Here is a 14,820-nt window from a genome sequence, read left to right on the forward strand (position 1 = left end):
CTGCCAGAGCGCGTAGTCGGCGTACTGGATCTCCAGCGGCTCCCAGTCCGGAACCGCGCCCCGGGACCGGTCCCGGTAGGCCCGCCCCAGATCCCGCAGCAGCGGACCCATCGACCACCCGTCACCGGCGATGTGGTGCACCACCAGCACCAGCACGTGCTCACGCTCCGACTCGCACAGCAGCCACGCCCGCACCGGAACGTCCCGCTCCAGATCGAACGTGTGCCGCACCATCCGCGCGACGTGGTCGGCGGTGTCGGCCGCCCCTGTCCCCACCCGGGCGAGGACAGGGCGCGCCTCCTCGCAGGAGAGCACCCGCTGGTGGGGGTCGCCCTCATGGGAGGGAAACACCGTCCGCAACGCCTCGTGCCGCTCCACCACGTCCCCCAGCGCCGCCTCCAGGGCACCGGCGTCCAGGGCACCGCGCAGGCGCAGCACCACCGGGATGTTGTAGGTGGCGCTCGGCCCCTCCACACGGTCCAGGAACCAGAGTCTGCGTTGAGCGTATGAAAGGGGAAGCATGTCGGCCCACCTGTCGTCCCGCCTTGACCGGCGCTCGTGTTCTTCTTCTCGTCTCAGCCGACCCTAGGAAGGGGGGCCGCTCCCGACGGGCAGGTCCCGGAGGAGGGTCGGCGGCAGTTGGGGATCGGGGCGGGCACGGAAACCGCCGGGTACGGCGGCCGGCCGCGCCCGCCCGGGGCGGACGGGGACGGCTCCGGGTCAGAGCCGTGCGCCCGCCCGCGTGCGGCGGCTCAGCTTGGGGCGTGCGCGCCGCGCCGGGGTCGCCTGGGAGACCTTGTGGGCCAGTTCGGCGACCGTCGGAGCCCGGAACAGGTCCTTCAGCGTGATCTCCACGCCGTGGGAGGCCCTGATCCGTGTCGTGAGGCGTGCGGCGAGCAGGGAGTGCCCGCCCAGGTCGAAGAAGGAGTCGTCGACGGTCACCGACTCCAGGCCGAGGAGCTCGGCGAACAGAGCGCACAGCTCTTCCTCCCGGGCATCGCGCGGAGCCCGGCCCTGGGACAGAGCCCCGAAATCGGGCTTGGGCAGCGCACGCCGGTCCAGCTTCCCGTTGGCCGTCAACGGCAACCGCTCCAACACCACCACCGCCGACGGCACCATGTGCTCCGGCAACACCCGCGCGGCCTCGGAGACGACGGCCCTGCGCTCCAGCTCCACGCCGTCCTCGGCCACCGCGTAGGCCACCAGTCGGCGCTCCCCGGCCGTGGATCCGTGCGCGATCACCGCGGCCTGGGCGATCCCCGGCAGCGCGGTGAGTGCCGCTTCGACCTCGCCGGGCTCAATCCGGAAACCGCGGACCTTGACCTGGCCGTCGGCCCGGCCCACCACCACCAGCTCACCGGCGGAGGTCCACCGCGCCAGGTCACCGGTCCGATACATCCGCTCCCCCGGGCCGCCGAACGGATCCGGCAGAAACCGCTCCGCCGTCTCCCCCGGCCGACCCACATAACCCAGAGCCACCCCGGCACCGGCCGCGTACACCTCGCCCACCACACCCGGCGGCACCGGACGCAGCCCCCCGTCCAACACATAGGTGCGCTTGTTGGCCAGGGGACGACCGACCGGCACCCGCCCCTCCGGCACCTCCGCGACCGTCGCCGCGTTGGTGAACACCATCGCCTCCGCCGGACCGTAGCCGTGCACCAAACGCACGTGCGGGAACCGCTCCCGGAACCGCCGCAGATGCTCCACCGACGGCGCCTCACCACCGGTCATCACCTGCCGCACCCCCGAGAACACCACCGGGTACTCGTCCAACAACAGGTTGAACAACCCCGCCGACAACCACAGCGTGGTCACACCCTCAGCCGAGGCCAACGCCGCGATCCGCCCCGGCTCGGGCGAGCGCTCCGGCTGCAACACACACGCCGCACCCGACATCAGCGCACCCCAGAACTCCAGCACGAACCCGTCCCAGGACACCGGCGCGCACTGCAACCACACCTGGCCCGGCCCGAAATCGGCGAAGTCCTGGCCCAGGAACGTGCCCACCACCGCACGATGCGGAGCCAACACCCCCTTGGGCCGCCCCGTCGACCCCGACGTGAACATCACACACACCCCGTCGGCCGGATCGAGGACCACCGCCGGCGGTGTCCGGCGCAGGGACGCGATCGCCTCGGCGTCGGTGTCCACGCACACCGGCGGGTGCTCCACCGGTACGCGTTCGGCCCACCCCTCACGGGTCACCAGGAACGCCGCCCCCGCGTCGTGGACCAGCGAAGCCAGGCGCTCATCGGGGAACCCGGGGTCCAGCAGCAGATAGACCGCACCGGCCTTGGCCGCCGCCAGCACCGCCACCGCCAGATCAATGCCCCGCTCCAACAGCACACCCACCACATCACCCCGACCCACACCACACCCGGCCAGATGCCGCGCCAACCGGTTGGCACGCGCCTCCAACTCCCCGTAGGTCAGACGCTCACCGCCGAACACCACCGCCACCGCGTCCGGAGCCCGCCGCGCGTGCCCCTCGAACACCTCCGGCACCGTCAGGGGCGGCAGGGAACGTCCGGCGGTGTTGAATGCGGTGATCTGGCGGAGCCGGTCGGCCCGGGGGTGGGCGTCGATATCACCCACCGGCAGTTCGGGGTCCGCGCACACCGTGTCGAGCAGGACCTCGAAACTGCGCCGGTGCAGCTCCAGCTCCTCGGCGGACAGGACCGCGGGGTTGGCGTCGAAGTCGATGTGCAGCGCGCCCCCGCGACCGCGCTGGAGGACGTCGATGCGCATCTCCTCGATGGGGCCCTGGAAGATGTTGTGCGGCACCGCGGGCACACCGGCGAAGGACAGGTCGTAGTCGAACGCCATGATGTTGACGATCGGCCCACACTCGTGCCGGGCATCCGAGGTCTGTCCGAGCAGCCTCAGCACGGAGGCCACCGGATAGCGCTGGTGTGGGAGGCCGGACCGCAGGTCGGCGGCGACCGTGCGGGCGAGCTCCGCGAACGGGGTGGCGTCGCCCACCGCGCAGCGCAGCGGCATGACGTTGGACTGCATGCCCGGGGTGCGCCGGCTCAACTCGGTGGTCCGTGCCGCGACGGGGAGGCTGAGCAGGACGTCCTCCTCGCCGGACCAGTGGCGCGTGTAGACGGCGGCGACCGCCATGAGGAGCTGTTTCCATCCGGTGCCGATCCGGGCGGCGGCCTCGGCGACGCGTGCGAACCCCTCCTCGTCGACGAGCGTGGTCGAACGCAGGTAGCGGTGCTGGGCGGGGGCGGTGCGGTCGGTGAGCGCGGTGTAGGCGGGCGCGCCCGCGAGGCGCTCCTCCCAGTAGCGGCGGTCCGTGGCCGCGTCCTCGCCCCGGCCGTAGCGCTCGTTCTCCTCCAGCAGTTCCCGGAACGTGCCGAAGGACGCCTCGGGCTCCTCGCCGCCGGCTAGTGCCGTGTACACCGAGGCGATCCCGCGGGCGAGGAGCATGAAGGTGTAGCCGTCCACGACCAGGTGGTGCGCCCGCTGGTACCAGTAGTACTCCTCGGCCCCGAGGCGGAAGAGCGCGAAGGCGCACAGTTCGTCGGTCAGCGGGTCGACCGTGCGTCCCACGTCCTCCCGCATCCACGCCAGCGCGGCGGCCCGGGGGTCGGGGACATCGCTCAGGTCGACCACGCGCAGCGGGCGGCGCGCACCGGGATCGGGGTACTGGCGGGGTCCGTCCTCCGTCTCCACGAAACGCAGACGCAGTGTCTCGGCCCGCGCGACGACCGTGTCCACGGCCCGCCCCAGCACATCCGTGTCGACCGGACCGTTGATCTCGTAGTACTCGGCGTTGGTGAACATCGGCGTCGCGGGGTCGGACTGCTGTGCGAACCAGATGCCGGTCTGGGATGCGCTGAGCGGCCAGGTGTCGTCATGCGTGGGGGACATCGCGCGGTTCCTCGTCATTCATGTAGTCAAGGATTTCCTTCGTCTACGGCACGTAGTGAAGGTATTTCCGCGTCGAATTCCCTTCCGGCACACGGACGGGGCAGCTCGGCGGCAGTTCTCCGAGTGCCCCGTCTTTTCCGGCCTTTTCTCCGTTCACACCATGGGGGCGAAGAAATAGGTGTCGCGCCTGCGGAAGCGGCCGTCGGGGGCGGCCCGGAAGAAGTCGGCGTAGCGCAGGTCGACGGTGCGGCCGTCCTTGAGCACGCCCTCGAAGCGGCCCTGTACCGCCGCGCCGCCCTCCCCGTCCAGAACGACGGAGTCGGGGGTGTGGACGCCCTCCTGGATGATGCGGGCGCTGCGGTAGAACCGTTCGAAGGCGTCGCGGCCGTCGATGGCCGGGTAGCCGGGACGGTGGTAGACGACGTCCTCGCTGAAGAGTTCGAGGAGGCCGGCGATGTCGCCGGAGTCCACGCGGGCGTAGACCTGGCGGACCCGCTCACGCAGGTCATCGGTGTCGGTCGAGCGGGTAGCGGGGGTGTCGTGGGTGATGGTCACGGTGTGCTCCTCGGGGGGTCGGGGATGTGTCGGCGGGTGGTCGGGTCAGCGGGCGGCGACCGGACGCAGCCAGTCCGCGTGGTCGGGGACCCGCCCGTTCTGAATGTCCGCTAGGTGCGAACGCAGGGCGCGGGTGACGGGTCCGGGCGTCCCGTCACCGATCCGCCAGTCGCCGTCCCGGTCGCGGACCCGGGCGATCGGGGTGACGACGGCGGCCGTTCCGCAGGCGAACGCCTCGGTCATCTCACCGGTCTCGCACTCCTTGCGCCACTGTTCGAGGGAGACCCGCTCCACCACGGGTGTGTGCCCGAGCCGTCCGGCGAGTTCGAGCAGGCTGGCCCGGGTGACGGAGGGCAGTACGGTCCCGGTGAGGTCGGGGGTGACCACGCGTGCCCCCTCCGGTCCGCCCCGGACGAAGAACAGGCTCATCGCACCGGCCTCCTCGATCCAGCGGCCCTCGAGCGCGTCGAGCCAGACCACCTGCTGGCAGCCGTGCTCGGCCGCCCGGTTCTGGGCCAGGTAGGTGGGGGCGTAGTTGCCGGCGCACTTGACGTCCCCGGTCCCTCCGGGCATGGCCCGGCTCTGGTCGTGGCAGACCCAGACCGAGATGGCGTCCGCGTCACCGAAGAACCCGCCTGTGACGAACGCGATGAGCAGGAACGTGTACTCACGGGCCGGGCGGAGCATCAGGTCGGGCTCACTGGCGAACATGAGGGGGCGCAGGTACAGGCTGTCCGAACCGGCCCCTCCCAGGACGTGCCCGTCCTCGGCCACCAGGCGGTCCACCGCACCGAGGAAGACGTCCTCGGGGAGTTCGGGCATCGCCAGACGGCGGGCCGAGTGCCGGAACCTGCGGGCGTTCTCCTCCGGCCGGAAGAGCGCCACGGTGCCGTCCCCGCCCCGGAAGGCCTTGAGCCCCTCGAAGACGACCTGGCCGTAGTGCAGGCCCACCATGGCGGGGTGCATCGGAAGCTCCCCGAAGGGCACCGTCCGGGGCTGGGACCATCCCTCCTCCTCGTTCCACCTGGCCAGGACCATGTGCGCCGTGAAGGCGTTTCCGTAGGCGGTACCGGTCACGGGTTCACCGTTCCTCTCCGGTGCGGGGTCATCCCCGCACCCGGCTGTCGTGTCTGCGTTCCATGTAGGAGAGCGTGCTGAGCAGGTTCGCCGAGGTCACCGCACCGGGGTCGGCACGCCGGGCCACCGGGGGCAGCGGCAGCGCCCCGGTGTCCGCCCAGCGCAGGTACCCGGCGTCGTCGATGTAGGAGCGCACCCGCCCGGCGTTGTCGGGGTGCAGGCAGAAGGGGATGTCGAGGTGCCCGTGCGCGAAGGCCCGCAGCAGGGCGTCCCCGACGTCGTCGGAGTGCTCCAGCACCCCCTCCACCAGCGCACGGGCCTCGGCGTAGGTCTCGCTGTCGGGGTCGCCCCCGGTACCGGGCGGCTCGGCCTCCGCCGCACGGGCGGCGGTCTCCAGCGCGCGCACGTTCTCCCCGATGGTGGGGATGCGGTGCGCCTCGGCCTCGGTCTTGACGATGAGCCGCTCAGCGCCCGCCGACACACAGGTCCGCGCCGCCTGGCGGAGCACGGACCGCGCTCCCTCCGGGGTCCGCGGGTAGAGGCCCATGTAGGTGTAGAGGACGACGTGCCAGTCCGCGCCCGCCAGGAACTCCCCCGCCAGACGCCGCAGTGCCCGGACCGCCTCCCGGTCCTGTTCGGGACTGGTCTGCTGGGCGTAGCTGAGGGACACGCTGCGCACCCCGTGGCGGACGAAGAACAGGCCCTCCAGGAGGCTGATGGCCACCAGCATGCCGGGCGGGCACAGTTGGCCGAGCATGCAGCCGCCGAAGGTCTCCAGGTGCGGCTCGGGTTCGGTTCCGCTGTGCGCGGCGAGGATTTCGGTGCTCTCCCGCCAGTTGGCCACCGACACGCTCAGCGGGGTACGGCCGTAGGGCAGACAGTAGGAGACCGGTCCGCCCTCGGTCGCGGTCAGCCCGACTTCCAGCAGGGCGCGGAAGATGTCCTGGGGGCCGGCCGAACCGTGTCTGACCTGTACGGGGAAACGGTGCCCCCGCACACCCGCGAGGACGTCCAGGGTCTCGCGCGCCGGGCGTGCGACGATCGGATAGCCGTTGAGGGCCGCACCGCCCGCCGCGATGGCCCGGCGGGCGGCGGCGTGGTCGCCCACCCGGGTGTAGCTGTCGAGGGTGATGGTGCCGACCGTGGCGGCCCGGGCGGCCCGGGTGGCGGCGAGTCCGGTGCGCATGCGTTCGGGGTCGCCAAACCCCATCCGCGGCTGGACGACGAGGCGGCCCCGGTCCCGTGAGGCGGACACGAAGGCCCCGAAGGACACGGGCGCGGACGGGGAGTTCACGACGCCGCCCTGACCACGGGACCGGACAGGTAGACGGTGAAGGCGTCCGTGTCGCCGTCGGCGAACACGGCATCGTATCCGGCGGCCAGGAGGTCCTCCGCCCGCTCGTCCTCGAGGGTGCCGCCGACCCCGAGTTTGCCGCCGATCACTACCGGGACGCGACCGGTCCCGGGGGCGTCCCGGAGCGCCCTGATCATCCGGAGGCCGTCGCCGTACCCGTGGCCGTTGACGCTGCTGACGACGACGAGGCGCGGTGTCCGGGTCCGGCACTCCTCAACGAAGAGCCGGTCCGGAACACAGGGGCCGAGGTTGACGACCCGGTGCCCCGCCTCCTCCAGGAGAAGCTGGAGGAAGACGAGGTTCCACGTGTGCGAGTCGGAGGACGTACCGGAGAGCACGGTCACGGATCCGGAGTCCACCGGAAACGTGCTTTGTGTGATGGACCGCATGGGATACCGCCAGGTGATTCGCAATGTACATTTCTCATCAGGCACGAGGAACGTATCTCGCGGGTCCCGGCGGAAAGCGGAAGAAAGGGCGGCACCTAGTCGGCGGGAACGGTGATCTCCCCGTCCGAGGCGATGAGCACGCCCAGCAGTCCCAGCGCGTGTTCGGCGCGCTCCGCGGCGCGGGCGGTGTCCCCGGCGGTCGCGATGACGTGTCCGATCCGGTCCCGGAAGGTGTGCGTCACCTCCAGGCGCCGCCCCTCCCGGACGGTGACGGCCGCACGGACGACACCGGGCGCGCGTTCGGCCCCGTCGGGCGCGGCCAGGACCACGGTTCCGGAGCGGGGCGTGAACAGGTGGCGGAGGGCCGCGCCCCGCGACCGCACGGGGGCCAGGTCCGGCCGCTCCCCCAGGACACGTGCGACGGTGGCGGACACCAGGTCCACCCCGGTCGCGGCCTCTACCAGAGCCGGGATCATCCCGCCGCCCAGTCTGGGGTTGACCTCGACGATCCGCGGACCGTCGGTGGTGAGGCGCAGTTCGACGTGGGCGGGGCCCCAGCCCAGGCCCAGGGCGGCCAGGGCCGCGAGGGCCGTCTCCCCCAGTGCCCGTTCCCGGTCGGCGGGCAGCGGGGCGGGGTGTTCGTGGCCGGTCTCCAGGAAGCGGGGCGGCTCACCCAGGTGTTTGGCGGTCACCCCCACGACCCGGTCGTCGAAGGTCTCGACGGAGAACTCCGGGCCGTCCATGTACCCCTCGACCAGCGCGCGGCCGGGGCCTTCGGACGGTGCGCGCAGCAGGGCCGCCAGCGCCTCGGCGGTCTCCTCCGGAGTGCGGCACAGCCGTACCCCGTCCGAGCCGGAGCCCAGCACCGGTTTGACCACCACGGGCCGGTCCGACCCGCGTGCGAGGGCGACGCCCTCGGACACGGTCCGCACCTCGTGGAAGGACGGCACGGGGACACCCGCGTCGGCGAGGGCCCGCCGCTGTAGCGCCTTGTCCCTGCACCGGGACACGGCTCCGGCGTCGGGGGCGGGCAGCCCGAGGCTCCGGGCCGCCTCGGCGGCCGTGGCCGCGAAGTACTCCGAGCTGGACGTCACTCCGGCCACGGGGGCGTCGAGCTCCCGGCACAGGCGCAGGACGGTGCCGGTGTCACCGGTGTCGGCCACCAGGACGGGCACGCCGTCCTGGGCTGCGTAGGGGTAGCGGCCGGGGTCGCGGGTGACGAGGAGCGGCTCCAGGCCGCGGTCGCGGGCCCGTGCGCAGAAGTCGCGGCCGGAGCCGGTGGTGTTGCTCTCGATGAGGACCAGGCGCGGCGCGGGGTGTTCGTGGACCATGGGGGATCTTCCTCCGGTGGGCGGGGCGGGACGGTGCGTGGCTGGGGACCGGTGCGTCCTCACACGGGCACGGGGGGAGCCGCCAGTTCCCGCGCGGCCCGGTCCAGCCGGGCCCGGGCGGCGGCGACCCGCTCCGCGGTGAGGGCGCGTTCGTGTGCGCGTCGGCGCAGGTCCCCCACCGCCCGCGCGAAGACGGGGTCGAAGCTGCCCGGCCCGCCGCCCCAGCACGTGGCGCGGACCGCCTCGTCCGGCGAGGCCAGGTGGCCGGGGACGGTGTGGCGGACCCCGTCCGCCTCCACCGCGTCGATCCGGGTCCGCCCCTCCTCCAGCGCGCGGCGCACGGCCGCGCCCACGGCGTGGTGGGCGGCGCGGAACGGGACTCCCTCGAGCACGAGGTGGTTGGCGACGGCCGTCGCCGTGGTGAAGCCGTCCGCCGCGCGCTCGCGCATCCGCTCCGCCACCGGGCGCGCACCGCTCACCAGGACCTGGGCCAGCCGTACGGCGTCGGACACCGCGTCGAACCCGGGCTGGCAGGCGCCCACGGCCTCGGTACCGACCTCGATGCAGTTGGTGAAGGGTGTGGACTTGGTCATCGAGGCGGCCGAGGTCCACGCCCCGACGGCCGTGCCGGCCTTGGCCTTGAGATGCTCCAGGAGAAAGGCGTTGCGCTTCTGGGGCATCGCCGAACTGCCGCCCACCAGGTGGTCGGGGATGTGCAGGAGGCCGAACTCTGCGGTGCTCCACAGTTGCAGGTCGGTGCCGAGCCGACTGAGGGTGATGCCCAGGCCGGCGACGGCGGCCAGCAGGCGCAGGGAGGTGTCCCGGCTCGCCACGGCGTCGACGGCGTGCCGGGCCGGGTGGGCGAACCCGAGCAGGTCCGCGGTGGTCCCCGGGGCGATGTGCAGGTCGGTTCCGGCGACCGCCCCGGCGCCCAGGGCACAGCGGTCGAGGCCCTGTCCGGCGTACAGGACCGCGTCGGTGTCGCGGCCGAGCGCCTCGGCGACGCCCAGAAGGTAGTGGCCGTAGGTGATGGGCATGGCCGCCTGGAAGTGGGTGTAGACGGGCATCACCGTGTGCCGGTGCGCCCTGGCCCGGCTGAGCAGTACGGCGTTGAGGCGGAGCGCCTCCTCCAGGAAGCCGAGCCACCACGTCCGGAGCCGCATGGCGGTGGTCGTGGCGTTGAGGTCGTTGCGGGACCGGCCGGTGTGCAGCGCACCGCCGGTCTCGGCCCCCAGGGTACGGGCCAGGTACTCCTCGTAGGCCAGGTAGAGGCCCCGCGGTCTGGGCAGTGCGCGCAGTTCGGAGAAGCCGTCCGCGCGCAGCCGGGTGATGTGGCCGACGAGGGCGGCGGCGCGTTCGCGCTCCAGCAGGCCCCGGCGCACGAGCATGACCAGGTGGGCGAGGTCGACTTCGCTGATCAGGGAGAGCTCGGCCGCCGTGTCGGCGGTGCCGCTCTCGAAGAGCATCCGTCGGGTTCCGGGGCGCAGGCCCGTGGTCAGGCGTCCGGTGTCGCTCATGACACGTACTCCATCGGCTCGGCGGGGACGGCGGCGGGTCCGCGCAGGGCGCGGACGAGGTTCAGGGTGTGGAAACGGGAGTCCCCGGTGGCCCGGTCGCGGAGGACGAGGCCCCGGGTGATCAGGTCGGCCAGGGCGCGCCCGCAGTCGGCGGGGGAGAGGCCGGACGTCTCGGCGATCCGGAGCGCGGTCTCACCCGCGGGCGAGGCGCACAGCAGGCCCAGGAGCCCGTCCTGCGCGGGGGGCAGTTCGGCCAGGGAGCGGGCGAGGCCGACGCCCGTGTCGGCCCCGTCCCCGGACAGGGGGGCCAGCAGGGGCACGGGGTCCTTCCTCAGGCAGGACACCAGGGTGGACGCATCGTAGACGGTGGACCAGGTGGCGACCGCCGCCAGTGCTCCGGGCAGGTGGTCGACCAGACCACAGATCTCGGCGGAGAGGCCCTGGCCGCCGTCGGAGGGCACCAGGGGGTCGGACCGCCTCAGTCGTGCCTCCAGGATCCGCACCGCCGCCCCGAGGTCCGGGGGGTCGAGGAGGAAGACCTGTTCCCCGGTGAGTCCGTGCGGCCGGGGGGAGGTGGTGAGGACGCGCAGTCCGGAGCACCGGGACAGCAGGCGGGCGACGGTGCGGGGGGACAGGGGGTCGGGGCGCGGGTCGTCCAGGAGCAGCAGTGCGGCCCGGTCTCCCACGGTGTCCTCCAGGGCGCTGAGGTCGCCCCGGTTCTCCGCGGCCCCGTGGAGGACGTCGACGATGCCGTCGGGCAGTCCGGCGACGCCGTCGGGTCCGTGGGGGACGAGGTCATGTGAGGAGGAGGCCCACAGGACGGGCAGGCCGTGGTCCCGGTGCAGGAGGGCGGCGGCCTCGAAGGCGAGGCGGCTCTTGCCCACTCCGGGGGCTCCGACGAGGGAGAGCGCCGTCGGGCCGTCGGTGGAGAGGCTCGCTACCAGTGAGGAGAGTTCGTTCTCCCTGCCGAGGAGGGGTTCCCCGGCGGGGGTCGGCGCGGCGGCCGCGCCGGACAGGCCCGCGCGGAGCAGGGAGCGGCCCGTTCCCCGGCCGGCCGCCTCCTCCAGGCGGCTCCGGTCGCGGTCCCCGATCCGGAGCCCGTCGGCGAGCAGACGCACCGTGTCCCTGCGGGGGTGGAGGGCGCGGCCGTGCTCCAGGTCGCGGATGGCGCGGACGCTGATGGTGGAGAAGTCGGCCAGCTCCTGCTGGGTCATCTCGGCTCGGAGGCGGTACCTGAGCAGCAGGTGGGCGAAGGATCGCTGTTCTTCCTGGGCTTCCATGGTTCCACGACGACCTTTCGAGACGCTCGCTTGAATGTGGAACCACTGTCGGAGAAGGCCCTATCCCAGCCGCATTCTCCCGGTTACCGGCGTCCCGGGTTCCGCCGAGGGGGTGATAGTGCGCACGTGGGAAGGTTCGGGGCCGTCCGCTGCCGACCCGGTGCCGGGCGGAGCGGAAAGGACGGCTATCCCGTGGCAGTGCGGGGCGGTCCGGGCCGTGATAGCCGGAGGATAACCGCAGGACAGGACGGATTTCTACGGTGTGGTCACACCTCGAAGCGAGGCCCCCGAACACTGGAGGTTCCCATGCGGATCCGCGCTCTGCTCCTGACCGTCGCCGCCGCTTTCGCCTTCGGCTCGCTGGCGGTCGCCCCGGCCGCCGCCGACACCGCCTGTGAGCTCGGTACCGTGTGCCCCAACAGCGGGAACTGGCCGAAGTAGCCCGCCGGTGAGCGGGGTCAGGAACCGTGATGGCCGCTGACCGTGACGACCGCACCGCTGTCAGCGGGAAGCCCTTCGAGTGCGGCCCGGACCTGCTCCACACCCTCGCGGTCGCCCAGTTGCTCCCACAGTTCCATCGACCGTCCCATCGACACGCGGGCCGGCCCCGACTGGCCCAACGCCGCCTGTGCCCGCCCGAGACCGAACCTGAGCAGTGCCTCACCGACCGGGTCGCCCGGATGGGCGATCAGTTCGAGGGCCCGGAGATACCGTTCCCGCGCCCGCCGGTGCTCCGCCAGGGCCATGTCCCGCCTGGCCATCTGGTAGAGCACCTGGGCCTGGGCACGGGGGTCCCCGGCCGTCTCCGTGCACCGCAGGGCGCGCTCCAGGTACGCCGTCCCGTCGCCGTAGGCGCCCTGTTCGACGTACATGCGCCCCAGCAAGACCAGCGGGCGCCATACCGCGGTGGGCTCGCCCGCCGCACCGAAATCCGCGAGCGCCCCCTCGCACAGTCCACGGGCCGACTCCGCGTCACCGCGGCTGTAGGCGGAGTCGGCCATCCAGGCCCGGCACAGCCCCTGCCCCAGCCGGTCGCCGATCCCGGCGAACCCGTCGAAGGAGGCCGAGAGCGCCGCTTCCGCCTCGTCGGTCCTGCGGTCGTTGCTCATCAGCAGCGAGGTCGCGAAGTCCACGGCCGCCGTCCCCCGGCGGTCGCCCGCGGTCCGCACCGCCGAGGCGGCCACCTGTAAGACCTCGCTGAACTCGTCGAAGTAGCCGCGGCGTTCGGCGTAGACGCCGAACAGCGACGCCAGTTCCCAGCACTCCTCGTGCAGTCCGGACCGTGCGGCCTGGGCGATGGCGGCCAGCAGGTTGGCCCGTTCGCCGTCGATCCATCGGTGCGGGTCGGCCAGCAGGCGTTCGGTGTAGGCCTCCGGAGGGCGCCAGCGCATCCCCTCCCCCCGAACCCGCAGCAGGTTGGAGCCGACCACCCGTACGTTGGCCTCCTCCAGGAGGAACAGCCAGCCGCCGACCAGGCGCCGGATCTCCTGCGGGCCCAGTATCCCGGCATCGCGCGCCTTCTCCCGAGCGTATTCGCGCACCAGGTCGTGGAAGCGGTACACCGGTTCTCCGGCCTGGTCGATCCCGGTGACGTCGAGCATGCGCGCGTCCACCAGCGGCTCGGCCAGGTCGGCGGGGAAGGGGCGGCCGTCGTCGAGCAGCGCGGCCGCGGACCATGCCGGGACCGTCGGCCCCTCCGCTCCGCTGAGCAGACCGAACACGCGTGCGGAACGCTGGTCCAGGCCGTCGTAGGTCAGCGACAGACTCGCCCGGACGGTCATGTCCCCGTGGGCCAGTTCGTCGAGCCGGTGGCGTTCGTCGGAGAGGCGCGTGACCATCGCCGCGAGCGCCCAGTGCGGCCGGGCCGCCAGGCGGGCGGCCACGATCCGCAGTGCCAGGGGCAGCCGCCCCACGCTCCGGACCAGCACGCGGGCCGCCTCGGGCTCGCGGGTGACGCGGTCGGCCCCGATCACCCGGGCGAGCAGCTCCAGGGCGTGCTCCTCCTCCAGGATGTCGAGGTCGATCCGGACGGCACCGGGCAGTCCGGTGAGCCGCGCCCGCGAGGTGACCAGCACGCCGCATCCGCCGCCGGCGGGGATCAGCGGCGCGATCTGTGCCTCCGTGGCCGCGTCCTCCAGGACGACGAGGATCCGGCGCGAGGCCATCAGCCCCCGGTACAGCGCCGCGCGCTCGTCCAGGTCGTCGGGGACGGCCGGTCCGTGAACGCCGAGGGCCCGCAGGAACCGTCCCAGGACACCTGACGCCGTCAGCGGCGTGTCGTGCATCCCGCGCAGGTCGCAGTAGAGCTGGCCGTCGGGGAAGTGTTCGTCGGCCAGCCTGTGCGCGATGTGCACGGCGGTGGCGCTCTTGCCCACACCGGGACGGCCCAGGAGGACGGCGATGCCGACGGAGTCGGTGCCGGAGAGGAGGACCCCCGTGACGGCGGAGACGGTGTCGCGGCGGCCGACGAAGTCCCCCGCCGCCGTGGGGAGTTGGAAGAGCGCGGTCCCGGCCCGAACGGAGGGGGCGGACCCGGGTTCGGGGTCGTTCCCGCCGTCCGCTCCGTCCGGGGGTGCGGAACGCCCGCGGTCGGCTGCGTCGGGACCGCGGACGGCGGACGTGTCGGGTCCGGGGGCGTCCAGGGACGGATCGCCGTTGAGGATGGCGGCCTCCAGCGACCGCAGCTCGGCCCCGGGCTCCAGCCCCAGTTCCTCGATGAACAGGTCCCGTCCCGAACGGTAGACCCGGAGCGCCTCGGCTTGGCGGCCGGACCGGTACAGGGCCAGCATGAGCAGGGACCGCAGCCGCTCGCGCAGGGGGTACTGCTCGACCAGGGACGGGATCTCCCCCGCGAGGCGGGCGTGCAGCCCCAGCCCCAGTTCGAGTTCCAGGTGGGTCTCGATGGCGTCCACACGGTCCTCGTCGAGCCGGACCGCCTTGGTGCGCAGTACCTCGGCGTCGATGCCGGAGAGCGCGGGTCCCCGCCAGAGCCCGACGGCTTCGCGGAGGCAGGCTGCGGCGTCCTCGGTCCGGCCCTCCTTGACCAGGATCTCGGCGTCGCGGACGGCCGACCGGAACAGGTGGACGTCGACCGTCCCGGGTTCGGCCCGGAGCAGGTATCCGGGGGAACGGGTGTCGATGACCGCGCCCAGGGGGCGCAGGAGTTTGCGCAGCCGGGAGACACAGATCTGCACCTGGGTACGGGCGGTCTCGGGTGGGTCACTCACCCAGAGGGCGTCCACCAGGGCGTCGGTGGACACGACCCGGCCCAGTTCGAGCAGGAGCGCCGCCAGGACGACCTGCTGCCGTCCCGGTGGGACCCGGAGGCGCTCCGCACCGCTGATCTCCAACGGCCCCAGCAATCGGAAACGGACCGCCCCTTCGTCTCCCTCGGTGTCGAACGCGGTACTTATCGTGACACCCCGCTTCGCCCTA

The 14,820-nt window shown here is 72.9% G+C and carries 11 protein-coding genes; 1 reads left to right on the forward strand and 10 read right to left on the reverse strand.

Annotated features, from left to right (window positions below; translation table 11 throughout):
• The 9 genes from B042_RS23220 to B042_RS23230 all read right to left on the reverse strand — a co-directional run.
• On the reverse strand, positions 1-522 hold a 522-nt coding region (locus tag B042_RS23220), incomplete at its 3' end, for a condensation domain-containing protein (protein ID WP_155989095.1).
• A gap of 198 nt (positions 523-720) precedes the next feature.
• Complete coding sequence (locus tag B042_RS0113950) at positions 721-3,882, reverse strand: non-ribosomal peptide synthetase (protein WP_028648814.1); 3,162 nt, start codon at positions 3,880-3,882, stop codon at positions 721-723.
• Positions 3,883-4,035: 153 nt separating this feature from the next.
• Positions 4,036-4,437: a nuclear transport factor 2 family protein gene (locus B042_RS0113955; protein ID WP_231494092.1), complete on the reverse strand. Its 402-nt coding sequence runs from the start codon at positions 4,435-4,437 to the stop codon at positions 4,036-4,038.
• 45 nt (positions 4,438-4,482) lie between these two features.
• On the reverse strand, positions 4,483-5,514 hold the full coding sequence (locus tag B042_RS0113960) for a branched-chain amino acid aminotransferase (protein WP_028648816.1): 1,032 nt from the start codon (positions 5,512-5,514) through the stop codon (positions 4,483-4,485).
• 28 nt (positions 5,515-5,542) lie between these two features.
• Positions 5,543-6,808, reverse strand: coding sequence for a methylaspartate mutase (locus B042_RS0113965; protein ID WP_028648817.1), 1,266 nt, complete (start codon positions 6,806-6,808; stop codon positions 5,543-5,545).
• The gene (locus tag B042_RS0113970) at positions 6,805-7,227 is read right to left on the reverse strand and encodes a cobalamin B12-binding domain-containing protein (RefSeq protein WP_028648818.1); all 423 of its coding nucleotides are present in this window, start codon (positions 7,225-7,227) and stop codon (positions 6,805-6,807) included. Before B042_RS0113970 ends, B042_RS0113965 begins: the two co-directional genes overlap by 4 nt.
• Positions 7,228-7,352: 125 nt before the next feature.
• On the reverse strand, positions 7,353-8,588 hold the full coding sequence (locus B042_RS0113975) for an ATP-grasp domain-containing protein (RefSeq protein ID WP_028648819.1): 1,236 nt from the start codon (positions 8,586-8,588) through the stop codon (positions 7,353-7,355).
• Between the two features lie 59 nt (positions 8,589-8,647).
• Positions 8,648-10,105 (reverse strand): argininosuccinate lyase, encoded by a 1,458-nt coding sequence (locus B042_RS23225; RefSeq protein WP_051415692.1) that lies wholly within the window; start codon positions 10,103-10,105, stop codon positions 8,648-8,650.
• On the reverse strand, positions 10,102-11,385 hold the full coding sequence (locus B042_RS23230) for a helix-turn-helix transcriptional regulator (protein WP_051415693.1): 1,284 nt from the start codon (positions 11,383-11,385) through the stop codon (positions 10,102-10,104). Before B042_RS23230 ends, B042_RS23225 begins: the two co-directional genes overlap by 4 nt.
• 306 nt (positions 11,386-11,691) lie before the next feature.
• Here B042_RS23230 and B042_RS26895 point away from each other — a divergent pair, with 306 nt between their 5' ends.
• Positions 11,692-11,826, forward strand: coding sequence for a hypothetical protein (locus B042_RS26895; RefSeq protein WP_255342347.1), 135 nt, complete (start codon positions 11,692-11,694; stop codon positions 11,824-11,826).
• 17 nt (positions 11,827-11,843) lie between these two features.
• On the opposite strand, the gene B042_RS23235 is transcribed toward B042_RS26895, so the two are convergent.
• A complete protein-coding gene (locus tag B042_RS23235) occupies positions 11,844-14,747 on the reverse strand; it encodes an AfsR/SARP family transcriptional regulator (protein ID WP_051415694.1) in 2,904 nt (967 codons plus the stop codon).
• Positions 14,748-14,820 lie beyond the last annotated feature (73 nt).

The sequence above is a fragment of the Nocardiopsis sp. CNT312 genome (assembly GCF_000515115.1).
GTDB lineage: Bacteria > Actinomycetota > Actinomycetes > Streptosporangiales > Streptosporangiaceae > Nocardiopsis.

Coding starts and splice junctions, on each gene's coding strand:
- B042_RS0113950 (WP_028648814.1), bottom strand. CDS start 3,882: ATGTCCCCCACGCATGACGACACCTGGCCGCTCAGCGCATCCCAGACC.
- B042_RS0113975 (WP_028648819.1), bottom strand. CDS start 8,588: ATGGTCCACGAACACCCCGCGCCGCGCCTGGTCCTCATCGAGAGCAAC.
- B042_RS23225 (WP_051415692.1), bottom strand. CDS start 10,105: ATGAGCGACACCGGACGCCTGACCACGGGCCTGCGCCCCGGAACCCGA.
- B042_RS23230 (WP_051415693.1), bottom strand. CDS start 11,385: ATGGAAGCCCAGGAAGAACAGCGATCCTTCGCCCACCTGCTGCTCAGG.
- B042_RS26895 (WP_255342347.1), top strand. CDS start 11,692: ATGCGGATCCGCGCTCTGCTCCTGACCGTCGCCGCCGCTTTCGCCTTC.